Here is a 22,506-nt window from a genome sequence, read left to right as displayed (position 1 = left end):
ACAATATTCCTATCGACTTAACTCTCTTTCAGAAAAAAATTTCCAAAACAATACAGCTTCTCCCAAAAACACGTTAGTTGGGCTTGAAAATAGGAATTTTTCACCTTAAGAGCTTCTACCCTCAGCTCATCCCTAAAGGAATATTTATAAAAAACCGACCGTTATATAAAGAAATTAGTTCTATATCAAACGTTATTTTATCATCACTTTTTTCGAACGTTTTATCTTGACAGCTTTGAGTCTGGAATTAATCTTCAAAAGCTCGGTTTTGTACCGAGTGATACAGATAAAAAAGCGAACAAGTTAAAACCAAGCGAAACTCAATCTGAGACCATATAGACAGCAAGAGAATAGTGAAGAGGTAAACTCAAATGCGTAAATTAGGACTAGCGTTATTGCTCCTATTTCTGTGTAGCGGCACGTTGTTCGCTTCAGGGGGAGGATCTTCCTCCAAACCGTTAGCTGGATCGTATCCAATCGTTCTTTCCCACGGACTTTTCGGTTGGGGAAATGATTCTTCCGGCGTTATTAGTATTTTAAGCTACTGGGGAGGAATGGACACTTACCTTCAATCCCAAGGAGCTACCGTATATGCACCTGCAAAAACTGCGGCTCAATCTAATGAGACCCGTGGTGTTCAGTTAAAGGACAAGGTCCTTGTCTATATGGCTGCAAATGGCTTTAGTAAAGTGCATATTCTTGGCCACTCTCAAGGTGGATTGGATAGCCGTTATGCTATTACCAACCTAGGACTTTCTTCTAAAGTTTCCACTTTAACCACTTTGAACACTCCTCACAGAGGATCCCCAATCGCTGATATCGTTAACACTGTATTGCCTGATTGGATTAAACCTTTTGTAAGCACCGTTCTTGGAGTTTTCGTTCAATTGATTTGGAGCCAAGGCCAACAAGATGCTCTTGCTGCTTTAGGATCTCTTTCTACAAGCGGAACTGCAGCTTTCAATAGCCGCACTCCTGATGCTTCTTCCGTTAAGTATTTCTCTTACGGATCTTACATCACCATTCCTGACCTAATCCAACACCCTCTAATGGGATTGATCCAACCTGCATGTATCGCTGGTGGATTATTGAACGGACAAGGTGGAACTTGCGACGGACTCGTTCCTTACACTTCTTTGAAATGGGGAACATTCAAAGGTGGACCTGATTACGGACTTTTTGTTACTGGTGTAGACCATATCCAGTGCTCCAATACTCTGAATTCCGGAAAACCTTGGTATGATGTGGAAGGTTACTTCCTGAAAATGGCTTCCAACGCGAAATCTAACCAATAATTTCGAACGTTGAGTCTGAAAAAAGCCGGGGTTAATCTCCCGGCTTTTTTTATGTCCAAATCTAAGTGCAGAATATCGATTTTCTAGTTGGTATTTTTCTAATATTCTTCATTCTTTCCGCTTATGAGTTTTTCCCCTAAATTTGCGATCATAGGTTCCGGAAGTATTGGAACGTACGTCGGATCATATTTGGTAAAAGCAGGGTATCCTGTAGTATTTGTAGGCAGAGAACGATTAAAACAAGAGATCCAATTATTCGGTTTAGGGATCAGCGACTATAAGGGAAATTCTTTCACCCTCGCCCCAAGCCAAGTTCGTTATGTAACTGATATAAAAGAAGCGAAAGATTCGAACGTATTTCTGATCACAGTCAAAAGTAAAGATACGATAGAAGCAGGAAAATCCATTCGTTCTCTTTTTTCACCGGAAGAATTATCTAAAATTATCGTAGTAAGTTTTCAAAATGGGGTCCGAAACTCAAAAGAGCTAGCTTCCGTATTACCTGAGTTAAACGACAGAAACTTACCAGGTATGGTTCCATTCAATGTGGTAGCAAAAGGGAAAGGACAATTTCATCAAGGGACAAGCGGAGAACTCGTAGTTAAATCAAACGAATTCGGGAATAAAATCCATGCATGCCTAAGAAAAGCAGGATTACCTTCTATCGTACATAAAAACATGGAGGGAGTTCTTTGGGGAAAATTACTTTTCAATTTGAATAATAGTTTAAACGCACTCGCCGGTGTTCCTCTTAGAGAAGAATTATCCCAAAGGACTTACAGAAAAATTTTGGCTTCTATGATCTTGGAAGGTTTGGAAATACTCAAAATCTCCGGGATCCAACCCGCAAGCGCAGGCAAAATGATCCCTTGGCTTGCACCTATTATTTTAGGTCTGCCGGATTTTCTATTTTTTAGAGTGGCTTCTTCCATGGTCAAAATTGATCCAGAAGCAAGATCCTCAATGTGGGAAGACCTACATCATGGAAGAACGACTGAAATTTCTTATCTGAATGGAGAGATTATAAGTTTAGCAGATGAGGTCGGTCATAAAGCACCGATCAATCGTAAGATCGCTTCTTTGATTTCAGAAGCAGAAAGCGGTTCCGGCAAATCTCAATATGATGCCGAAACGCTTTCTAAACTTTTAGGAATTGTTTAGGTTTCTTTATCACCCGGTCCGGAAGCAGTATCTTCCGGTTTTCCTTTTCCGAAAACAAATCTTCTGACTGCATAGAACAAACCGATCGCAGCCGGGATCAGTAATTTTGCTCCTTTTAATAGAAATCCACCGATGACTGCGAACAATCCCGCTTTTTTCAGAAGTCCTCCAGCGATCAGACCTCCGATCCCATACGCTGCTAAACTGTCTATTTTAGAATCGTAATCTGCGTAACGATTTCCTTCGGAGAATTCAACGCTCTTTAGTATCCGGCCGACATCTCCCTCTACTCTTTTCAAAACCGTAATGTCTCCGAGTACATTCAATAAAAGATAACCGCTTCTTCCTAAAATTCGAATATTATAATTGAGAGTATTTGTTTCAGTTCCTTCGAATTTATATTCTTTTGCCCAATGTAATTTTTTAGCGGCAGAATCATAATAAGGAGCAGAAGCCCAACCGACTAGTTCCAATCCGGAATATCCGTCTTTTTTCCTTTGCTCACTTTCTTCTTTTGAAGCTTCTTTTAGTTCGGATAATAGTTCGTCGTATTTGATTTCTTTGGAATCTTCATCATCTACGTGCCCCTCATCTACATAATCAATAGTGATCGCATAAGATCCCAAATCCAAAGGAGTTTCGCTTGCGATAAATAAAATTCCGAGTCCCGGATCGCTCGGAGGATTTCCCCAAACATTTTCCAATACGATTTTACTATCTTTTGGATTCAGATATTTGTAACCTTTTGGGACTTGGATATTTGCGATCAATTTTCCGTCTTTATTTGAAAGAGGAACTAGGTTAGTCTCATACTTTAATGATTTAACCCATTTCAATAAGTCCTCATCTGTTTCAAATGTTTGTGCAGAAACAGGAAGACTCCATAAGATGGCCGTAAAAAAGAAAAAGGCCAAGAATCGACGAATCATATATTCTCTCCGGGTTTGAATTCGAGTAACAAATACTATGCTGTTCCGAACGAAATTCGGACAACTAATAATGATTATATTGGAAAAAATATATTGAAAAGAACGGTGTTATACGACGAGCCTAAGGTGTTTTGGCGGTGAACAGTCCCACATCTTTTCTAACGTGTTTTAGTTCCCATTCCTGGAGGCTGATGCCTTCTTCTTGCGCCCTTCTGGATCTATATGAATTTAATAAACGATAAGTAATCGGATATCCAAGTAAGGCTAAAGGAATTCCGAAAGCAAAACCGCCTATGAACATTGGAAGACCCATCTTATCGAATAAAAAAATTGTCCAATGATATAATCCACTGATCAGATCCATAGATTCGGATTCTTTGGAGATGGCCAATAACGTGTCAAAACTGATCTGCTGGAAAGGAATTCCGAATAAAAGTAAAACCTGTTTACCTATCCAATAGAATAGAGAATAAAAAAACGGAAGAGTTACCGGATTTGTGATCCAGATCATTGCGATTGCGATAGGAAGATAAAACCGGATCCTGAATAAACGAAGTATCAGCCAGGTTCCCAATCCTAAATACATTTGCACTCCTACCAAAGGAGTCATGGACCAGATCAAACCTACAGTAGTACCTAAACAAACTTCGTGAATAGGAGCATAAGATTCTTGGAAAGGTAAAATAATTTGTTTATGGATGATACGCCAGATTGTTCTGAGAAAATTCATTGGGTCCCGTTTTATTTAGAACTGGAAAGTTTGGAATATTGTTCCCAAGATTTTGAGTATTTCTCCATTGCCGGAAATAATTCGAAGGCTTTTTTTGCCGACTCACTTGCTGCCTGCGGATTTTTTTCGAAATCATTTTGTAACTTTGCCAGAAGATAATAGGTTTCCGCTTTGATAATTAGGTCTCTGTATTCAGTTCCTAATCCTTTTTTTAAGGATTGGATGGAAGCAAACTTGTCTCGATTCAATAGATGTACAAAGCCAAGTCCATAATAAGCAGAACCTTCCGGTTTTACTTGGATCGATTTAGTATACCAATCTAGAGCCTCTTCTCTTTCGTCTTGAGAAAGTGACAGATTTCCCAGATCTGTAAGTAACATAGAACTGTATTCTTGGTCTTTGGTGGCTTGTGCAATTACTAAGGCTTGTTTGTACCTTGTTTCTGCTTTTTCGTAATTCTGTTTATGCTTTTCTATTTGAGCGAGACCTCTCAAACAATCGATGGAGTTTTTATTCTCCTTTAAACAAAGTTTATATTCTTTCTCTGCAGAAGGATCTTCTTTGCGTAAATAATGGATCCAACCTCTTAGATAATGGACCTGGTCCATTTTTCCAGTGATAAGTGCCTTATCTTTCGCCTTCTGAACAGATTCCGTTAAATGACCGGAGTCTAATAAATCCCTGATTTCCAGAATAGATGGTTCATCCTTCTCCCCAGAACATGCGGAATAGGAAGCCAATACGAGTGTAACGCTAGCTAAAATAGAATACTTTCTAGAAAAATGAAAACGGTTCATATCTATGGTTCGTATCGGTCTTTTTCATGCTCTTCCGGAGGATCAACATGGCAACATGAATTTCAGTTTTTAAGCGGATTTGCCAAAATACTTCTTTTTTACAAAAAACGTCGGATTGGACGTATAATTCTTCGATTTTTTTCCTCTAATGATCTTTGAAGTTCCCTGAATTTGATTCTAGGGCCGCTTCTTCCGTATTTACGGAATCCAAGCAAAAAGTAGAAGGTCCAATATTCTAGAGTCAAGTTTGGAAATTATTATTTTCCAAAATTGTCTCGAATACTCTTGTTAGTCGGAGAAAGATTGACGAGAAAATATAATCCGATGGAGGATGGTTCAACCTTCCTGCTCAATGCACACGGCAAAATACTTATTCTTTTTATTAGGACCCATCGGCTTCCTTATTTTCCTTTTGTCTCTCACCCCCTGGCATAAGGAAGAAAACTTACGTGCTTACAAAGGAATAATAGATCTTAGGGGTATTCAAAGTGCAAGTTCCGGTCCGGTAGATCTATCCGGCGAATGGGAATTTTTCTGGAGCCAAGAGCCCGGAAAAATCCTAGAATCCTTCCATGGGAACATGACTGTCCCAGGTTCTTGGAATAGAGAAACTGAACTACATCCATCTTATGAAAGATTAGGTTACGCAACCTATAGGCTCAAAGTTCTTTTACCAGATGTTTGGGTGGGGAAGGTCCTCACTCTAGGTTTAGGTACCGTTTGGAGTTCCTACCGATTATACTTGGACGGAGAATTCCAAGGAGAATCCGGAGGCCCATCTACTTCTCCTCAGACAAGCGTCGCAAGGGTCCAGCCCAGGTCTTTTTCATTTGTTCCTAGTTCCAGTCAGATAGAAGTTTCACTTTTTGTTACGAATAATTTCGCAAGACAAGGAGGGATCAGTTCTCCAATTAAATTAGGTCCTTCCGAAGTGATGTTGTCCACAAGGACCAGAACCATCTTCACTGATATTTTTGCATTCTCCAGTCTAGTGATTATGGGGCTATATCATATTTCCCTGTATTTATATTTAAGATCCAGTAAGGCTCCCTTATATTTTGGATTTATGAGTATGGCGATCGGGATGAGAACTCTTGTCACAAATACAAGACTTCTCATGGAGTTTTTCCCTTCTATCAACCAGAACGGTATACAGATGATAGAACAGATCTCCATGATGTGTGCTACTGGATTGTATCTTCTATTCTTCTATGAAACATTCACAGTATATGCATCAAAGTTATACGTAAGAATTTCCTTAGCGATTATCTCTCTATTCATTCTAATGACTCTGTTCGGCTCTTTGGAATTCAATAGTAGTAAGGTCGCGTATTTCCATTTATTTATTGGGATCACGATCGGTTACGTTATCTACGTGATCTTTGGAATAGACTTTGATAAAGAAAACAACTCTTCTTATATTTTATACGGCTCAGGGATATTATTCTTAGGAGTAGCGATCGATCTATTCTATACTTATATTCTAAAAGTTTCCTCTCATCAAGTTTCACATATTGCACTCGTACTTTTCGTGTTCTTACAATCTTTGGTGATCGCTTCGGATCGTTCTTCTAAGTATAAAGAAGCAAAACTTCTTACAGAAGATCTGCAAACCATGAACTTAGAACTTTTCGAAATGAAAGAAAAGTTGGTTCAAAAAGTAGAAGATAGGACCAGAACTCTGAACGATACTCTACAACAGATCAATCGAGAATTAGAGATCGCTCAAAACGTACAGAGAAAAATCCTTACTCCTCCGGAAAGAGAGATCAAAGGAATTCGTTTCGATTACGTATACAAACCTTTGGAAAAAGTGGGTGGGGATTTCTTAGATATTTCAGAGATTAACCCAGGCCAAGTAAGAGTACTTTTAGCAGATGCAGTAGGACATGGGGTACAAGCAAGTCTTATGACCATGGCGTTAAAGACTGAATACGAAGAGTTAAAAAAGCTTCCTTGTCCCACTCATGTATTAAAAGAACTGAATGGAAGATTTTTAAGAAAGTTTGACACCCTCGAAAGTATCTTCCCTTGCTTCGTTGCAGATATTTATCTAGAGAAAAAAGAAGTTCTATATGCTTCTGCCGGACATCCGGATCAGGTTTTACTTTCCCCTGATAGTAAATATGAATTACTTCATAAAACAGGTCCTATATTAGGACTATTTGATGATCTAGAGATTGAATTCTCTACCTATAAGTTCCCTACCGGTAGCCGTTTATTACTTTTCTCTGATGGACTTATAGAGAATAGAAGAAAGGAGAATAGATGGAGCACTGTGGAGACAATTGCAGCCAGAGCATCCACACTTTCCAACGTGAGTCTTCAAAAACTATTGGAAGAATTAGTAGTAATGGAAGAAAGATCTAGAGGAGATGAGCAGAGATACGATGATATCACTATCATCGCAATCGAATCCCGAGAAACTCCCGAATATCCCGCCTAAAAGGACCTACACCTTTTCCTTTTTTAAGAGGGAGAAGGTCCATACCCCGCATAAAAATTCAAATCCGCTTGGTAATAATATCATAGGATGAATCCATCCAAGTAATACAAATATAACCAAGACTATAAACTGAAACGTTCTGGAATGAGTGGTTAATTTTAAGAAAGGGCGAATATTTTCCTGTCCCATTCTAAAATAAAAATATCCTAATATAATTAGAGTAAGGCCAACCACTCTCACCCAAACATCACTTGCACTTAATAAGAAAAGACCTAAGAAAAAATTAGGGACAGTGATCAAAAGAAATCCTTCGATCAATAAGAAGATCCCGAAATATTGTACACTTTTGCCTGCGTTTATCATGGGCAAAGGCATATCTAAATTTAAAGGAAGAACAATCTATTTTTAGGTTAGAATTATTCTCGGACATAAAAAAAGCCCCCGAGATCGGAGGCTTTTTCATCATTCAGATAAACGGAAAGATTAGCAGATAACTACTAATTCTCCGGAAGCTTTCACTTCTCCAGATTCGTCAGCAGCCTCTACAGCCACTGTAAGAAGTTTCTCTCCGTTTTCTTCTTTCTTACGTTTAACTTTACCGGAACAAGTTAACTTTTGTCCAGGCTTGGTCATCGCTTTGAAAGTGACTCCGAATTCTTTAATTTGCTTTTGGTCCGCCCAAGAAGTGCAAAGTCTTCCGATCTGAGCCATTACGAACATACCATGAGCAATAGTTCCATCCAATCCGGTCTTACGAGCGAAATCCGGATCATTATGGATCGGGTTAAAGTCACCACTCGCTCCCGCATAACGCACTAAATGCGCATGTGTAATAGTATCCACTTTTAAAGGAGGGAGCTCTTGTCCTACTTCGTACTTGTCGAATTCAATTTTACTCATCTTAATCCTCCTATCACTGTTCCGGTTTACGGATGAAAATAGACATCTCTGCTTCAATCACAGTTTCACCTTTCGCATTACGAATGGTGGTGCGGAAAGTCATAGTGTCCATTTTACCGACAGTTACGTTAACACATTCACCCTGAGAAGAAACCTTACCAGGATAAAGAGTTTTCACATAATTATATTTTTCTTTAAGATGTAGGATCCTGGAAGTATCAACTCCCATATTTTCCATATCTTTCCAAATTTTAGGATATCCCCAAAATTGGATTACAGTAGGAAATGTAGGAGGAGCTGGAATGTCCTCGTATCCCGCTTTTTTTGCCGCTTCTAAATCGAAGTATATCGGATTGCTTTCGCCGATCGCTAGACAAAACTCTTTTATCTTTCCTCTTTCTACGTCGAATTCGTAGGAGTCGAGTTTTGTGCCGATCAGGTCTTTTGAAATGCCTTTTTCTGCCATAATCCTTTTCCTTTGGATTGGTTTAAAACCTTCGAAGGATCGAAGGTAGTTTCTATGGCCCTATTTTTTAGACACCGATCCCACAGGTCCATTGAATTTTTAGTAACGAACGTTCTGTTCGCTCAAACAACCGTTCACTGAATGGTGTTCATCCGGATGATAAGAGCCTGTCCCAAAAGTTCCAGGCTCTTGAAGCCCGCATGGCGGACTATAAGTGTTGTAAACGGACCCCTCAAGTAAAATTCTGTCCTTGTTCTTATGATTTCTTTTGGTTCCAAACTTTCTAAGATATTGATCCCGATCCTGCTCTGCATACTCTTACAGGAGTGCAGGCAAATTTTTCCCGGATCGTTTTCAAAAGAAGAAGAGACCATAATCCCTGTTTGGGATGGACTTCGTTCCTTAAAAAAAACAGGAAGTGTATGCAAAGGAAATTCAGAAGAAGCCATTAAAAAGATCTCTTATCATTATAAAAAGAATCCATCCCGTTATTCGGAACTTCCTCTTAGCGAAAAATGGAGAAATACCCAACTTACTATCTTAAAAGATAAACAAACTCTTCTAAACGAATCCAGAGATAGTTTACTTCTATTCCAAGATGGTGGCTGTAATATTTCCTCGGAGTTTATTATTCCTCAGGCAAAACTTTACGATCTACAAAACGTTGTTTTGGATTTCTCTACTACAGCACTTTCTTCCTTAGGAGAGAATGTTCCAAGTTCGGGAAAATTGATCGTGAAATTAGGAGATTCTATCGTATTCTCCGAAGACATACAAAGCCAAGGAAGAGAATGGGTCGATCATAAGGTCAAGGTCCCAGAATCCATCTCCAAATCTTTAGAAGAAGACCCTACTATTACTTGGAATTTTGAATGGATCCCTAAAAATCAAAACGATCTTTTATTTGTAGGACAACCAACATTATATGCTTCTGTGGCTGACCCAAAACTTTGGGGACCTAAAGAAAACGTAATATTGATCGTAGTAGATGCGCTTAGGCCGGATCGTTTGGGGTTCGGTGGCTCCCCTGTCCCTACCAGTCCTTATTTGGATGAGTTAGCTTCTGATTCTATTGTTTTTGAAAATGCTTTTTCTAACGGGAATTGGACTAAACCGAGTATGATTTCTTTTTTTACTTCTAAGATCACATCCGAATTAGGTCTTGGGAACGCTTGGTTCTATTCGAGCAATCTTCATAGAAAAATATTCTATTCTAAAAAACCGGAAACACTTCCGAATCATCTTAGATCCAAAGGCTACTTAACTGCAAGTCTTATGAATAATGTATTTCTTCTGGATTATACGGGAGTGGGAGTTGATCTAGGATTTCACAAACTATTTCAGCCTGGAAAAGACAAAGACGATACGGAACTCATACTTGCAGAATCTATAAAGTTCCTAAAAGAAAACAAAAACAGAAGATTTTTTCTCCATATAAATATCAATACTCCTCATTATCCTTATCTACCTGAAAGAAAGTATATGGATATTCTGGCAAAGAAGACGGATCCAAAGATCTGGAATAGCTACGATCCTTATGTAAGAAAGTATATGGCTGAGATTTTATATACGGACGAGGTTATAGGCAAAATTTTAGAAGAAGCAAAAAAGACAGGCGCCTTCGATAAATCCTGGATCGCAGTGGTTGCAGATCATGGAGAATTACAATCCATGGAACATTATTATCATCATCATTTCGTGGCAGAAAATTTGCATGCTCACGGGGAAACACATTATGATGAAGAGATCAAAGTTCCTTGGATCATTCATCCTCCTATATCAACAAAATCGAATATCAAACAAAGAATTTTCTCCGAACAGGTTTCCCTACTTTCTCTTTTTCCTACTTTAGCGGGGGCCTTAGGATTCCCTTGCGATCCGAATTCTTGTGATGGAAATGATTACTCAAAAGTTATCTACGGAGAAGAAGGTCCAGAATCCGAGAATTTTGTATATACCGAAGGAAGATTTTCGGAATCCATTCGAACTAAAGAATACAAACTTATTCGTAGATATCCTGGTTACGATTTTGTAAGAAGGACCAAAGAAGGAGAACCTCATAAAATGACTGAGGAATTCTACTCTTTGGTTTCTGATCCCGGGGAATTACAAAACCTTTTTACGAGTAATTCATCACTTTTAACAAAAGCAAGACAGGAATTGGATTCCCATAGTTTGAAGAAGAATGTTTTCAAACTCAGATTGCCTGCTTGCGAAAAAGAATGTACACGCAAGATCGAGATCGGTATACAAGCTGGAATTTATAAAATACAATCGGACACTTCGTTTACTGAAAATAGATTAGAAACAAAGTCCGCATCTATCACTGTAAAACAAGAAGCAGGTAAAGAAAGTATCCTATCCTTCTACACAGTAGAGCCGGTTTTTGGATTTCGTTTGTCCATTTCTAAGGATGGAAAACCGGAAGATTATAAATCCGGAAAATGGGGAATTTTATCGGATGCAAGTTCTAAAATATACAGAGATTCTCCTGAATCAGTGGCTTCCGCAAAACTTCCGTACGAATTCAAAACTTCAAAAATACCTTATTTCTATAATGATGCGGGGCTTTCTGGAAATTCAGAATCTTCGGAGCAGGCTGCTTTAGGAAAAGAAGTTCGAAAAGTATTAGAAAGTTGGGGGTACATCCACGAATAGAATCCGTTTTATATAAGAGCCTTCGGCTCTTGAAGCCCGCGATCAACCGGCATCGACAAACAAATTTTTGGAACGGACTATAAAAGTTTCTCTTCTCCTTTTTGCCAAAACTCCTTGCTTTTTTTATATCTTTCGTTATGTTATCCGCTGCCAATCCAAACAGAAATAGGTGAAAAGAATGAAAGTTAGAACTATAGTATTTTGTCTTATTCTAATATTCGGTTTTATTTCCTGCGGAAGTAACCCGGTTGAACGTTGCCAAGACAGAAGAAAAATAATGAGAGATGCAGTTTGCCAAGCAGTGGCCGCTCACGACCCTGGAACAGAATCTTATAATAACATCCTTCTTGCCTGCTTAGTGGAAAATAATCATTTTAACGAATGCGAAAGTGAAGGTTATTTCTAATTAGAAACTTCTCACTAAGGGCAAAAAGCCGAAGATTATTCCAAAACGATAGTGATATCCACTCTTCGGTTTTTCGCTCTACCTGCTTCTGTTGAATTTTCAGATACCGGTTGAGACTTTCCGTAACCTCTATAAGACATTCTTGTTTCTTCAACTCCATGAGAATCTCTTAATTCTTGCAGAACTGATAATGCTCTGTCTTGGGAAAGTTTGAGATTATACTCTTGGCTTCCTTTATCGTCCGTATGCCCGCCGATCCGAATTTCTCTGTCCGGGTATTTTTTAAGAACGTCCGCAATTCTTTCCAAAACCTTTTTTGCTTCCGGTTTTAGTTCAGATTTATTATAATCAAAAAGAAGATTATCTAAAGAAAGTACAACACCTTCATTCGATTTTCTGATCTCTACAGGTGCACGGTCCGGAACTTCCTCTTCCGGATTTCCTTCCCATTCAGGCCATTCTAATCCGTTTCCTTTTTTACCAGTAGGTTTCTTTTTAGGGTAAGTACTTCCTTCCGGGAAAGGGCCTAAGATCCTTTTGACTTCTTCTGCAATTTTGTCCTTATCGTTTTCTGTAACTGAGTTTTGTTTAGAATACACTCCGTGGATCTCAAAAGACATTTCTTGCGCGATCCCATTTGGAAATACGAAGGTATAAGCAAGTTGGACATACTTGTATTGAGGGACACCTTGTTCAGAATCAAAAAATACTTTTCCTTTTGCAAAACCGTAAATTTTGTAAGGAATATTCTGAGCGATCGGATCTGATTCTTTCATTAAATTATAATTATATTCTATCAGGTCCGCATTTCCTTTTTTGCCAGCATATTCCCAGTCTCCCTTACCTTGGTAAACATACTTTGCTTGTACTGGGATCTCTATTCTGGCACTAGGAAACTGAAAACTTTCAGAAGCAGGTTTGGTCCATTCTTCGCCCACACCCACCTCTTTTGCGGAGAAGCTAGGCAAAGATCTTAGATTAGGCATACTGTATTCGGGAGGAACGGTATACTGTCCCGTTTCTGAAATATTAAATTTACTCTTGAAAGTTTTGTCCTTATAAAATGCAGGATCTAATTCAGGAAATTTAATATATGTATCGAATATTGCTGAAAAATCACAGCCTTCCTTTTTACAGCTGGTTGCCTTTAACAAAATTCGATTTTTATCTTCCCTATTGATAACTCTATGGCCTTGTCTTGCCCTTACTCGGTGGTATTCATTCAATTCCAGATCGTCTCCGGATTTCATTTTCCATCTGAACAATACCTGGGTTTCGGAAAATATATAAGAGGGAATTAAGAAGAATAATATGAGGAACCCTCTAAATGCCATACTAATAGTTTCGAAAAATTTCCCAAAAAACTTAGAAAGGAATCTCGAAAAACGGGGCTCTTTCTAGGATATTTTAGACTAAAACGACCCAAGTTTCTGCTCTGAAAAGGGATTTATCGGCTTCTAATCTAAACGTAAGAACTTGACAAGTATGCGATAAAAATTCATCCAATTAGTTCGTGGTTCCTCATTTCCATGAGATTGTATTCTTCGGAGTGTTGTTTTGTATGCTTCTTTCTGTGGCATGCTTACTCCGTCCGGAAAGAAGCGCCGGTTTAAAGATCTTATCTTTATTATCTTTTTGTGTTTCTATCCAATTCTTATACGTTTATTTTCTTTTGAAGGGGATTTATTTCGAACCTTCGTTTTTAAATCATCTTCATATTCCATTCGCCTGGTTTTTAGGACCTGGAATGTATAGTTTGTATTCCGTTACGGTTCGAGAGGAGAAGTTCACAGCCTTCGAAAGGAGTTTTTATCTTCCAGGAATACTTCTTCTTATATTATTCCCAATCTTGTATTTAGTTTTACCTCAAATCTTTGGAAGCCGACCTGTAGATTATTTCGAAAAAAATTCCACAAGTTGGTCGGATATCCTATTGTTAGGTGCTTATTCTGCAAATTTGGTATTTTATTCTTCTATAGTTTGGCAGACAAGGGCGGCTTTCCGATTGGAGAGGCTACAAAAAGATGCAGGCGCAAGGATACTTCTGTTCGTCGTGATCGGAAGTGGAAGTGTAACTTCTATCCTTGTTATTTCTTATTTAATCAGAGATATTAATTTATTATTCATTTCTGTTTTAAGCACTGTGATCTACGCAGTAGCAGGTTATTTAGCACAAATTTACGCTCCGGAAGTTTTTAGTGAGATGGGACCTTCTATGAGAGATGCATATCGTAATTCCAGATTGGAAGGTGTGGACACGACAGATCTGGAAAATCGTTTAGAAAGTTTGATGTCAAAAGGAAAGATCTATCTACAAGAAGATCTTTCTCTTTCCATACTATCCAATCAGTTAGATATCAAACCATATCAACTTTCGGAATTTCTAAATCAGAGAAAAGGCACTAACTTTTCAAAGTTTGTAAACGGTTTCAGAGTAGCAGAAGCGGTTCGTATATTACAAAAAGAAGAAGGAGCCAATATTCTCTCAGTTGCTTACAGATCCGGCTTCAATTCAAAGGCAACTTTCAATCTTGCATTCAAATCTATACAAGGTGTTTCTCCTAGAGAGTATCTTCGAAAGTCTAAAGTCTCTTAATTGAACGAACGTTTTCTTCTAAATTTGTTTAAATAAAAAATTAAGACCTTTTAATTTGTCCAAGATTCGAATCCAAGACGACCCTCACTGATAACTGTCTTATACTCCCTCTCCATAAATTAGCTAAAAAGTCAAAGACTGAAAAAGCGTATGGAGAATAGTGATGAGAAAAATATACCGAACGTTAGTTATGCGATTTTGCATACTAATGATGATCGTAGGAGGATCATTTTACTCATGTAAAAGTGATTCTTCTCAAAATGCGGAAGCTGCAGCCCTCTTAGCTTCCTTAGATCCAAGCTTGGCTCAAGCTTCAGGAAACAAAGGTGTTTCCGAGTTAGAAGATTCAAGCGGCCAGATCCAAAATGCATTTGCACAAGAGAGCGACGGAAGTTTCACTTTCGACAATACTATTAAGGTAACTGCGAATGATGGAGTTGTATTAGAGGCTAGCCTTTTTACACCTTCTACCCCTTCCCCTACCGGAAAATACCCAACAGTAATTTTCGTTAATAGCTGGGCATTAAACAAATACGAGTATCTGGTTCCCGCTGCGAAACTCGCTAAAAAGGGGTATATAGTTCTCTCTTATAGCACAAGAGGTTTCGGAGCTTCCGGAGGATTAATCGATACTGCTGGTCCAAAAGATAGAGCCGACTTAAGCAAAATTATCGATTGGTTACTTGCCAACACTCAAACCGATTCAGCAAATATCGGTATTTCTGGTATCTCTTATGGTGCCGGAATTTCTTTAGCGGGTGTAAGCACTGAGCCTAGAATTAAAACTGCTGTTGCAATGAGCGGTTGGGGAAATCTAAAACGTTCTCTTTATGGCAATGATACTCCTAGATTGATCTGGGGATTATTGCTGGTTGCTTCCAGCTATATCACAGGAAGACCTGATCCGATCATCGCACAGAATTTCGGAAAACTTCTACAACATACGGATATCGACTCTGTGACCACATGGGCCGCAGATCGTTCTCCTGAAACTTTTGTAGGACAATTAAATGCTTCTGCAGGTAAGTCGGTAATGATCTCGAATAACTTCGAGGACTTCTTATTTAACCCGAATGCGGTTTTAGATTATTATGCTAAGATCACTGTTCCTAAAAAACTTTTAATGAACGAAGGGATCCATGCTTCCGCGGAAATCGGTGGCATCCTCGGTTTTTCCGGTACAGTTTGGGATAACGCATACGATTGGTTCGATTATTGGTTGAAAGGTATCAATAACGGGATCATGGACAAACCTCAGGTTACTTTCCAAAAACGTTTTGCGGGACCTAGAGTAACTCTCCCTTCTTGGCCTTCTCCTACTGTTTCCGATAAAACTTTTTATCTGAAACCAAGAGGTCTATTCTCTAATGGAGAAATTGGTACTAGTCAAAACACTACTGTTACTAATACTGGAATTCTTTCCGGAGCGGATACTGCTGCAAGCACCGGATTTCCTTTGCTTGCGGATATTCTTGCTGCTCATGCTGAAATTCCAGTAACAACCAATTTAGGTTTAGTAAGCAGAGTGAATGGTATCGTTTACCAATCTTCTAACTTAAGTTCTACACTGAAGATTAGAGGTAAAATGTTCTGGAACGGAAGGATCTCTTCCAGCCTAGGAAAGGCTAACGTGAACGTTTACTTCTACGATGTAGACAAATATGGCACCGCTACTTTGATCACTCATGGTACCGGAACTATTTTCGACGCGGGATGGTATGAAACAAAAGATATGTCTATCGATCTAAATGCGGTAGCGTATGATGTTCCTGCTGGAAATAAGATCGCGATTGCAATCGATACTTTCGATTCTCAATATGCGGTGCCTACTGTGCTGATTTATGGTCTGGATGTGAAACATTCCAAGAGCCCACAATCCACTTTAGTGATCCAATCGGAGAATTAATTTCGGATTTCCATTCCCCTTCTTAACGGCGGGCTTGCCCGCCTTTTTTTATGCCTCTCTTTCCTTTCTCCACTGGATATAGTCGGGCAATTCTACTAATTCTATAAACCCTTCTTCTTCAGGATCGTCCGGAAGCATTCCGATGTCGTAATACCCGATCTCTTTGGTGTATGTATCTTCGCCGAGAAGAGCTTCTAATAATAGCCCCACTGCTTTTTTGAGATTAGGATTGGATTCTACATTCGGAAAATCAGGGAAACAGATCCGAACTCCGAAACTTTTAGGAAGACTTGTGTTCTCTAAAGGAAGGAACCAGATCTCTTCCGAATCCAATTCCAGACCTTCGTGAAATATGACTGTGCCTTTTTCTTGGTATTGGTCTACGGAAAACACGTCCCAGCCTGAAATTTCAGGTGCGAGGTCTACAAATCTTTCCGCCTCTGCGTACAGATCTTCGTCTCCTGCTGTGACAACTGTGAATTCGTGAGGACTCTCATCCCCACCACCGATCTCGAAAAAAAACTCGGAATTCACTTCCTGGAGTCGATCCATCAGATCGTCCAAAAGGCGATCTCTTTCTTTATCATCCAGGTCATCTAGTTTAGTATAATACCGGCTGTTCTGGGAAAACCAGGTCCAAAACTTTTCCGCTTTTTCTTCCATTCATCCGCCTCAGTCACGAATCTATCGGAATTTCCAACCAAGAGACTCGATAAAAATATCCGAATGTATGAAAAGAATGTTTAAAGGGAAAGAATTATTTTCCGATTTCCGAATCTATCCAACGCAAATACTTTTGGTTCGCCTCTTTGATTTCCCAGGAAACAATACAAGGGACCGTGTAACTATGTAGCTCCGAAATTCTTGCTACGACTTTCTCCGCCTCGGAATCTTTGGTTTTTAATAAAAGAATCGTTTCCTGATTATGCTCCAATCTCCCATGCCATCTATAAATAGATTTCATACCAGGGATCAAATTGGCGCAGGCAACCAGTCTTTCGTTCACTAAAGTTTCAGCGATTTTTAAAGCCTCTGTCTCATTCTTAGTGGTGACGTAAAAAGTTCGATAGCTCATCCCATAGTGATACTCCCGGAATTGAATTGTTTCAAGAATGATTCTCCAAATTCACAAAACGAAAGTCCTAAAAGTTAAGGTAAAATTCTGGACAAAGTCCCCCTCTGGATTAAGAAATTCGCAATGGCTTCCAAAAAATCGCCGAATCTTATCTTTAAAAAATCGTATGACGCATTGGCTTTGAACTCAGCATTTTTCGGCTTTTACGCACACTCCGGTTTCTCTCTCGGACTAAAAGAAATCGGTTTCAAACCGGCGGCAATCGCAGGTTCTAGTTCTGGAGCTTTGATAGGTTCTTTAGTTTCAGCAGGAATTCCGCCCGAAGAGATCACAAGATTCATTCTTACTTTGCAAAAAAGCGATTTCTGGGACGGAAACTTCTTCAGCCAGTTCCTGAAACCGTTTAAAAAAGGACTCAAAAATTATTCAGGTATCCTTTCCGGAAAAAAGATCAGGACCTTATTAGAACCTTATTTGGGAGGTAAGGATATTTCTGAGATGCCTATCAAGATGGGGATCGCAGTTTCCAATCTTACCAAGGGTATCAGAGAATTAAAGACCGAAGGGAATATCGTAGATATGATCATGGCATCCATGACATTCCCCATTCTATTCGAAGTTCCAAACTTGAATGGAGAGGAATTTTTAGATGGTGGTGTTGCGGATGCGGAACCGATCAAAGAATTTATATTGGATCCAAGCATCAAGAGGATCGTTATTCACGATATTGAGAACCGCAAACCTGTTTCGGATAAAGTATTAATGCGAGCTTTCGATTCTTGCGTGAATGTAATCGCAAGTGAGACCAGAGATCTTAAAGAACTATTAGCTAAGAAATATGGTAAAAAAATTATCAGAGTAGTGACGAATACTCCCTATCTTCATCCGAACAAAATGGAAAACGGAAGATTAGCTTTAGAGTTAGGAAGAAGGTCCGCTCATTTTATGAAATCTCAAATATTAGGAACCTAAATGTAAAATAGAGGGCTATAACGGATAAAACTTCTGCAATTACGCATATTTCATTAGAAAGGGCAGAAAGGCCTAATGGGGAAAAAATAGCTGACAATGAGGGCTGGATCTTATGAATAAGAAACGGGAGTCTTTGGACTCCTATCGTCGCTTCACTCTTATATCCGGTGCGGTCTAACCAACCGGATTCTTTTTTGGAGACCGACTAACACATAGTTCTTCATAGCTGTATTGAAAATAAAAAGGGCCTCCTTTGCGGGAGGCCCTTTGTCGCTGCACTCTTATATCCAGTGCCGACGTCAATAAACCCTTTCGGGATTATTTTTTTGCTTCTTTCTTAGCGTCGGCCTTTGGTGCTTCTTTCTTTGCTTCCTCTTTTTTAGGAGCTTCTTTTTTCTCTTCTGCGCTTAGTGCGAAAGCAGCAACAAGAGAAAGAGTCGTAAGCGCTAATACTAGTTTTTTCATTGAACTTATCCTTTTAATTATTTTGACCTCGGTAAAATCCCGGGGCCGAGGTCAAAGATAATCCGAAAAAGTACAGACCGCTCACAATCAAAATTCAAAAGTTTATATAAAATTTCGCTAATCTAGCCTTCTTCTTTTTTTATAAAACATATTTAAAAGAAGATCTTGAAACCTCCAACATGGAACTAATTCAAAACACATTCGGGTCTTAGAGGAAGAGAGTTTTTCGCTCTTTGTCTCATGATTGGAAATTTATTTCCAATCATGAGACCCAAACCCGATGCCGCATATTCGGCATTTAAACGATTTCCGGATTCTTCCCATCTCTTCTAATCCAATCGTACGTTCTTGACTCGGTACCCTTCCGCTTAGAACCTGTTCCTTAGGGTTTTTCACCGGGAATTTTTATCCGTACCGGTCTACCTCATTCCAATCAAGGTTTAGTTATAATGGATTTCGCTCTTTCAGACGATCAAAAAGCGCTTAGAGGTCTTGCCAGAGATTTTGCAAAAAATGAGATCCGCCCAAAAGCGGAGCATCACGATAAAACTGGAGAATACCCTCTTCAGATCTTGAAAAAGGCCTGGGAAATAGGCTTAATGAATATCCATATTCCGGAAAAATATAACGGAGCCGGAATGACCGAGTTAGATGATACTATCATCGGAGAGGAATTATTCTGGGGTTGTTCCGCAATGGCGACTGCGATCCTTGCAAACAACCTTGCATTAGCACCGGTTCTTATCGGAGCAAGCGACGAAGTCCTTAAAAAATGGATTCAGCCTATGACAGAACAATTCCAACTCTGCGCTTATGCAGTTACTGAACCTGGTGCAGGTTCCGACGTCGCGGGTATCCGCACTACTGCAAGAAAAGTTGGAGATGAATATATTATCAACGGTTCCAAGATGTGGATTACTAACGCAGGTTATGCGGACTGGTTCTTCGTTCTTACTAAAACCGATCCTGCTGCGGGTCATAAAGGTATTACAGGATTTATAGTTAGTTCCAAAACCCCAGGTGTAGTCGTTGGCAAAAAAGAATTGAACATGGGACAAAAATGTTCCGACACCAGAGGAATCACTTTCGAAGAAGTGAAAGTTCACAAAAGCCAAATGATCGGTAAAGAAGGCGATGGATTTAAGATCGCAATGGGAGCGTTTGATCATACTCGTCCTGGTGTCGCAATCGGAGCAGTTGGTGTTGCAAGAGCAGCCATGGAACATGCATTAGAATATGCTAAAACTAGAACTGCATTCGGTAAACCTATCATGGAGAACCAAGCTATTTCCTTTATGATCGCAGAGATGGCGAGAGATATAGAAGCAGGAAGACTTCTTTGCCACCAAGCTGCTTGGTTGATCGATAATGGTTTCAGAAATACTTACCAAGCTTCTATCGCTAAAGTATTCTGCGCAGATGCTTGTATGAGAATTACGACTGACGCAGTACAAGTATTAGGTGGTTACGGTTTTAACTCTGAATACCCAGTTGAAAAACTGATGAGAGACGCTAAAATTTTCCAAATTTACGAAGGTACTTCTCAAATCCAAAGATTGATCATCTCCCGTTACCTGACAGAAGGTAAAGGGATAGAAGGACCGAACCTCTGAAGGAATTTTCCTTAACATACGAAGAATTCCTGGAGAAAACAAAATCCGGGAATCTGATCCCGGTTTTCAAACAAGTCTTCTTGGATTTGGAAACCCCGGTGTCCCTTTTTGCAAAATGGGGAGGTACCGAGGCCAAACATTCTTTTCTTTTAGAATCAGTAGAAGGTGGAGAGAATGTTGGTAGGAATTCCTTCTTAGGAAAAGATCCTTATAGACTTCTCTATGGTAAGAACGGTCTATTCTATGTTTCCAAGAGAAAAGAACCTGAAACAGAGATCATTACGTATGATCCTTTATTCCTATTGGAATACTCCATGGGGGACGACAAATACGTTCCGGATCATAGACTTCCTTCTTTCCAAGGAGGAGCTGTAGGTTTTCTTTCCTTCGGTGCAGTACGTTATTATGAAAATATTCCGGATACAAAACCGGAAGATGAACCGGCTCCTGATGCATACTTTGCATTATACGACGAGGTTCTTGTAGTAGATCATGTGGATCGTCTTTTAAGGATTGTTGTAAATGCACGTCTTTCGGAATACGAAGATCCTAAAGCTTGTTACGAAGCTACATTAGAAAGAATTGATGCGATCGAAAAGGAGATCAGAGAAGGAGAACTTCCTGGTTGGGTTAAACATCCGCTTGAGTCTAAAGAAAAATTAGAATACACTCCTAATATTCCGGACGAAGATTATAAAAAAGCGGTCCAGAAAGCGAAGGAATATATTTACGCGGGAGATATCTTCCAAGTAGTTCCTTCTAGAAAGTTGGAATTCCGACCAGGTGTTCCTCCTTTCCAAGTATATCGTGGATTAAGAACGGTAAATCCAAGCCCTTATATGTATTTCCTCAAGTTGGATGATATTTCCTTGGTAGGATCTTCTCCTGAGATTATGGTAAAATGTAAGGATAGAAAAACTTACTTAAGACCGATCGCAGGTACAAGACCAAGAGGAGCTAATCCGGAAGCGGACAGACTTTTAGAAGAGAATCTTTTAGCGGATCCGAAAGAGATCGCAGAACATATCATGCTCGTTGATCTGGGAAGAAATGACTTAGGCAGAGTTTGTGAAGCAGGAAGCGTTCGAGTAGAAGATTTTAAAATTATAGAAAAGTATTCCCACGTCATGCATATCGTGAGCCAATGTTCCGGAATTTTGGAAGAAGGAAAATCGGTTTACGATCTTCTCCGCGCCACTCTACCTGCAGGAACAGTTTCGGGCGCACCTAAGATCAGAGCTATGGAAATCATAGACGAGCTGGAAAGAACCAGAAGAGGAATTTATTCTGGAGCCTTAGGTTATATTTCCTACCAAGGAGATACAGACATGGCAATCGTGATCCGCACTATCTCTTTTTATGGAGAGAAGGCATTCGTCCAAGCAGGTGGTGGAGTGGTTTATGATTCTTCCCCAGAAGGCGAATTAGAAGAGACCAAAAACAAAATGGCTGCATTACTTCGAGCAGTTGACTTTGCAAGAAACGGATTGAAAGGAGAATGGAATAGATGATCCTTCTCGTAGACAATTACGATTCTTTTACATACAATCTGTATCAGTATTTTTCTCAAATCGGTAATAAGGTAGAAGTTTATCGAAACGATAAAATCGATCTGAACGAGATCAAAAGATTAAATCCGAAAGGGATTATCTTAAGTCCAGGCCCTGGACGTCCTGAAGATTCAGGAGTTTGTATTGATATTTTAAAAGAACTGGCGGGACAACTACCGATCTTAGGTGTATGTTTAGGTCACCAAGCCATTGGTCTTGTCCATGGCGGAAAGATCGTAAACGCCCCGAATATTATGCACGGAAAAGTTAGCTTGATAGAACATGATGGTAAGGATATTTATAAGTCCTTGCCTTCTCCTTTTTTAGCAACTAGATATCATTCTCTTGTGATCCAGCCAGAAAGTCTTCCTGATGTTTTAGAGGTTTCTTCTAAGACCGAAGATGGAATTATCATGGGAGTGCGTCACAAAACAAAACCTCATTTATATGGAGTTCAATTCCATCCTGAATCTATCATGACTCAAAACGGATTGGAATTGGTGAGAAACTTTTCTCGAATCGTTTCAGAAGCGTAAACCAA

At 39.4% G+C, this 22,506-nt stretch carries 21 protein-coding genes; 11 read left to right on the top strand and 10 right to left on the bottom strand.

Annotated elements, in window-relative coordinates:
* The first annotated feature begins 371 nt into the window (after window positions 1–371).
* Window positions 372–1,295, top strand: coding sequence for a lipase family alpha/beta hydrolase (locus EHO65_RS11250; RefSeq protein ID WP_135774337.1), 924 nt, complete (start codon window positions 372–374; stop codon window positions 1,293–1,295).
* 123 nt (window positions 1,296–1,418) lie between these two features.
* Window positions 1,419–2,456: a 2-dehydropantoate 2-reductase gene (locus EHO65_RS11245; RefSeq protein WP_135774335.1), complete on the top strand. Its 1,038-nt coding sequence runs from the start codon at window positions 1,419–1,421 to the stop codon at window positions 2,454–2,456.
* Here the strand turns inward: EHO65_RS11245 and EHO65_RS11240 are convergent.
* The 3 genes from EHO65_RS11240 to EHO65_RS11230 form a co-directional block, all read right to left on the bottom strand.
* Window positions 2,453–3,385 (bottom strand): DUF2167 domain-containing protein, encoded by a 933-nt coding sequence (locus EHO65_RS11240; RefSeq protein ID WP_135774333.1) that lies wholly within the window; start codon window positions 3,383–3,385, stop codon window positions 2,453–2,455. The genes EHO65_RS11245 and EHO65_RS11240 overlap by 4 nt on opposite strands.
* A gap of 121 nt (window positions 3,386–3,506) precedes the next feature.
* Complete coding sequence (locus EHO65_RS11235) at window positions 3,507–4,115, bottom strand: DUF2062 domain-containing protein (RefSeq protein WP_135774332.1); 609 nt, start codon at window positions 4,113–4,115, stop codon at window positions 3,507–3,509.
* Window positions 4,116–4,126: 11 nt separating this feature from the next.
* On the bottom strand, window positions 4,127–4,912 hold the full coding sequence (locus EHO65_RS11230) for a tetratricopeptide repeat protein (RefSeq protein ID WP_135774330.1): 786 nt from the start codon (window positions 4,910–4,912) through the stop codon (window positions 4,127–4,129).
* A 352-nt stretch (window positions 4,913–5,264) separates the two neighbouring features.
* On the opposite strand from EHO65_RS11230, the gene EHO65_RS11225 reads away from it, so the two are divergent.
* Complete coding sequence (locus EHO65_RS11225; protein WP_135774511.1) at window positions 5,265–7,358, top strand: PP2C family protein-serine/threonine phosphatase; 2,094 nt, start codon at window positions 5,265–5,267, stop codon at window positions 7,356–7,358.
* A 6-nt stretch (window positions 7,359–7,364) separates the two neighbouring features.
* On the opposite strand, the gene EHO65_RS11220 is transcribed toward EHO65_RS11225, so the two are convergent.
* The 3 genes from EHO65_RS11220 to EHO65_RS11210 form a co-directional block, all read right to left on the bottom strand.
* A complete protein-coding gene (locus EHO65_RS11220) occupies window positions 7,365–7,721 on the bottom strand; it encodes a hypothetical protein (protein ID WP_135774328.1) in 357 nt (118 codons plus the stop codon).
* Window positions 7,722–7,841: 120 nt separating this feature from the next.
* Window positions 7,842–8,258, bottom strand: coding sequence for a MaoC family dehydratase (locus tag EHO65_RS11215; protein WP_135774326.1), 417 nt, complete (start codon window positions 8,256–8,258; stop codon window positions 7,842–7,844).
* 13 nt (window positions 8,259–8,271) lie between these two features.
* Window positions 8,272–8,724, bottom strand: a complete 453-nt coding sequence (locus EHO65_RS11210; protein ID WP_100708333.1) for an FAS1-like dehydratase domain-containing protein — start codon at window positions 8,722–8,724, stop codon at window positions 8,272–8,274.
* 258 nt (window positions 8,725–8,982) lie between these two features.
* Between EHO65_RS11210 and EHO65_RS11205 the strand changes: the two genes are divergently transcribed.
* Together EHO65_RS11205 and EHO65_RS11200 are read left to right on the top strand one after the other, a co-directional pair.
* The gene (locus tag EHO65_RS11205) at window positions 8,983–11,382 is read left to right on the top strand and encodes a sulfatase family protein (RefSeq protein ID WP_135774324.1); all 2,400 of its coding nucleotides are present in this window, start codon (window positions 8,983–8,985) and stop codon (window positions 11,380–11,382) included.
* 178 nt (window positions 11,383–11,560) lie between these two features.
* Window positions 11,561–11,788 (top strand): hypothetical protein, encoded by a 228-nt coding sequence (locus EHO65_RS11200; protein WP_135774322.1) that lies wholly within the window; start codon window positions 11,561–11,563, stop codon window positions 11,786–11,788.
* Window positions 11,789–11,823: 35 nt separating this feature from the next.
* On the opposite strand, the gene EHO65_RS11195 is transcribed toward EHO65_RS11200, so the two are convergent.
* Window positions 11,824–13,122 (bottom strand): OmpA family protein, encoded by a 1,299-nt coding sequence (locus EHO65_RS11195; protein ID WP_135774320.1) that lies wholly within the window; start codon window positions 13,120–13,122, stop codon window positions 11,824–11,826.
* Between the two features lie 227 nt (window positions 13,123–13,349).
* Here EHO65_RS11195 and EHO65_RS11190 point away from each other — a divergent pair, with 227 nt between their 5' ends.
* Together EHO65_RS11190 and EHO65_RS11185 are read left to right on the top strand one after the other, a co-directional pair.
* Window positions 13,350–14,384 (top strand): helix-turn-helix domain-containing protein, encoded by a 1,035-nt coding sequence (locus EHO65_RS11190; protein ID WP_135774318.1) that lies wholly within the window; start codon window positions 13,350–13,352, stop codon window positions 14,382–14,384.
* 208 nt (window positions 14,385–14,592) lie between these two features.
* Complete coding sequence (locus tag EHO65_RS11185; RefSeq protein WP_135774510.1) at window positions 14,593–16,290, top strand: alpha/beta fold hydrolase; 1,698 nt, start codon at window positions 14,593–14,595, stop codon at window positions 16,288–16,290.
* Window positions 16,291–16,338: 48 nt separating this feature from the next.
* On the opposite strand, the gene EHO65_RS11180 is transcribed toward EHO65_RS11185, so the two are convergent.
* Window positions 16,339–16,953, bottom strand: coding sequence for a hypothetical protein (locus EHO65_RS11180; RefSeq protein ID WP_135774316.1), 615 nt, complete (start codon window positions 16,951–16,953; stop codon window positions 16,339–16,341).
* Window positions 16,954–17,047: 94 nt separating this feature from the next.
* Window positions 17,048–17,365: a divalent-cation tolerance protein CutA gene (gene cutA / locus EHO65_RS11175; protein ID WP_135774315.1), complete on the bottom strand. Its 318-nt coding sequence runs from the start codon at window positions 17,363–17,365 to the stop codon at window positions 17,048–17,050.
* Window positions 17,366–17,488: 123 nt separating this feature from the next.
* Between cutA and EHO65_RS11170 the strand changes: the two genes are divergently transcribed.
* Complete coding sequence (locus EHO65_RS11170; RefSeq protein WP_135774313.1) at window positions 17,489–18,337, top strand: patatin-like phospholipase family protein; 849 nt, start codon at window positions 17,489–17,491, stop codon at window positions 18,335–18,337.
* Between the two features lie 318 nt (window positions 18,338–18,655).
* On the opposite strand, the gene EHO65_RS19925 is transcribed toward EHO65_RS11170, so the two are convergent.
* A complete protein-coding gene (locus EHO65_RS19925; protein ID WP_165780212.1) occupies window positions 18,656–18,802 on the bottom strand; it encodes a hypothetical protein in 147 nt (48 codons plus the stop codon).
* Window positions 18,803–19,251: 449 nt separating this feature from the next.
* Between EHO65_RS19925 and EHO65_RS11165 the strand changes: the two genes are divergently transcribed.
* The 3 genes from EHO65_RS11165 (at window position 19,252) to EHO65_RS11155 (ending at window position 22,501) form a co-directional block, all read left to right on the top strand.
* Entirely contained in the window at window positions 19,252–20,415 is a 1,164-nt protein-coding gene (locus EHO65_RS11165) for an acyl-CoA dehydrogenase family protein (RefSeq protein ID WP_135614301.1), read from the top strand.
* An 86-nt stretch (window positions 20,416–20,501) separates the two neighbouring features.
* On the top strand, window positions 20,502–21,926 hold the full coding sequence (gene trpE / locus EHO65_RS11160; protein ID WP_208744067.1) for an anthranilate synthase component I: 1,425 nt from the start codon (window positions 20,502–20,504) through the stop codon (window positions 21,924–21,926).
* A complete protein-coding gene (locus EHO65_RS11155; RefSeq protein WP_135774311.1) occupies window positions 21,923–22,501 on the top strand; it encodes an anthranilate synthase component II in 579 nt (192 codons plus the stop codon). The genes trpE and EHO65_RS11155 overlap by 4 nt, the downstream gene beginning before the upstream one ends.
* The last annotated feature ends 5 nt before the right edge of the window (window positions 22,502–22,506 follow it).

Source organism: Leptospira andrefontaineae (assembly GCF_004770105.1).
GTDB classification, from domain to species: Bacteria; Spirochaetota; Leptospiria; order Leptospirales; family Leptospiraceae; genus Leptospira_B; species Leptospira_B andrefontaineae.
Note: the sequence above shows the minus strand (reverse complement) of the source record. Positions and strands in the feature narration are given on the sequence as shown.

Excerpts from the sequence above, each read along its gene's own strand:
- EHO65_RS11250 (WP_135774337.1), top strand. The coding sequence starts at position 372 with ATGCGTAAATTAGGACTAGCGTTATTGCTCCTATTTCTGTGTAGCGGC.
- EHO65_RS11245 (WP_135774335.1), top strand. The coding sequence starts at position 1,419 with ATGAGTTTTTCCCCTAAATTTGCGATCATAGGTTCCGGAAGTATTGGA.
- EHO65_RS11240 (WP_135774333.1), bottom strand. The coding sequence starts at position 3,385 with ATGATTCGTCGATTCTTGGCCTTTTTCTTTTTTACGGCCATCTTATGG.
- EHO65_RS11235 (WP_135774332.1), bottom strand. The coding sequence starts at position 4,115 with ATGAATTTTCTCAGAACAATCTGGCGTATCATCCATAAACAAATTATT.
- EHO65_RS11230 (WP_135774330.1), bottom strand. The coding sequence starts at position 4,912 with ATGAACCGTTTTCATTTTTCTAGAAAGTATTCTATTTTAGCTAGCGTT.
- EHO65_RS11225 (WP_135774511.1), top strand. The coding sequence starts at position 5,265 with ATGCACACGGCAAAATACTTATTCTTTTTATTAGGACCCATCGGCTTC.
- EHO65_RS11220 (WP_135774328.1), bottom strand. The coding sequence starts at position 7,721 with ATGATAAACGCAGGCAAAAGTGTACAATATTTCGGGATCTTCTTATTG.
- EHO65_RS11215 (WP_135774326.1), bottom strand. The coding sequence starts at position 8,258 with ATGAGTAAAATTGAATTCGACAAGTACGAAGTAGGACAAGAGCTCCCT.
- EHO65_RS11210 (WP_100708333.1), bottom strand. The coding sequence starts at position 8,724 with ATGGCAGAAAAAGGCATTTCAAAAGACCTGATCGGCACAAAACTCGAC.
- EHO65_RS11205 (WP_135774324.1), top strand. The coding sequence starts at position 8,983 with ATGATTTCTTTTGGTTCCAAACTTTCTAAGATATTGATCCCGATCCTG.
- EHO65_RS11200 (WP_135774322.1), top strand. The coding sequence starts at position 11,561 with ATGAAAGTTAGAACTATAGTATTTTGTCTTATTCTAATATTCGGTTTT.
- EHO65_RS11195 (WP_135774320.1), bottom strand. The coding sequence starts at position 13,122 with ATGGCATTTAGAGGGTTCCTCATATTATTCTTCTTAATTCCCTCTTAT.
- EHO65_RS11190 (WP_135774318.1), top strand. The coding sequence starts at position 13,350 with ATGCTTCTTTCTGTGGCATGCTTACTCCGTCCGGAAAGAAGCGCCGGT.
- EHO65_RS11185 (WP_135774510.1), top strand. The coding sequence starts at position 14,593 with ATGATGATCGTAGGAGGATCATTTTACTCATGTAAAAGTGATTCTTCT.
- EHO65_RS11180 (WP_135774316.1), bottom strand. The coding sequence starts at position 16,953 with ATGGAAGAAAAAGCGGAAAAGTTTTGGACCTGGTTTTCCCAGAACAGC.
- cutA (WP_135774315.1), bottom strand. The coding sequence starts at position 17,365 with ATGAGCTATCGAACTTTTTACGTCACCACTAAGAATGAGACAGAGGCT.
- EHO65_RS11170 (WP_135774313.1), top strand. The coding sequence starts at position 17,489 with ATGGCTTCCAAAAAATCGCCGAATCTTATCTTTAAAAAATCGTATGAC.
- EHO65_RS19925 (WP_165780212.1), bottom strand. The coding sequence starts at position 18,802 with ATGAAAAAACTAGTATTAGCGCTTACGACTCTTTCTCTTGTTGCTGCT.
- EHO65_RS11165 (WP_135614301.1), top strand. The coding sequence starts at position 19,252 with ATGGATTTCGCTCTTTCAGACGATCAAAAAGCGCTTAGAGGTCTTGCC.
- EHO65_RS11155 (WP_135774311.1), top strand. The coding sequence starts at position 21,923 with ATGATCCTTCTCGTAGACAATTACGATTCTTTTACATACAATCTGTAT.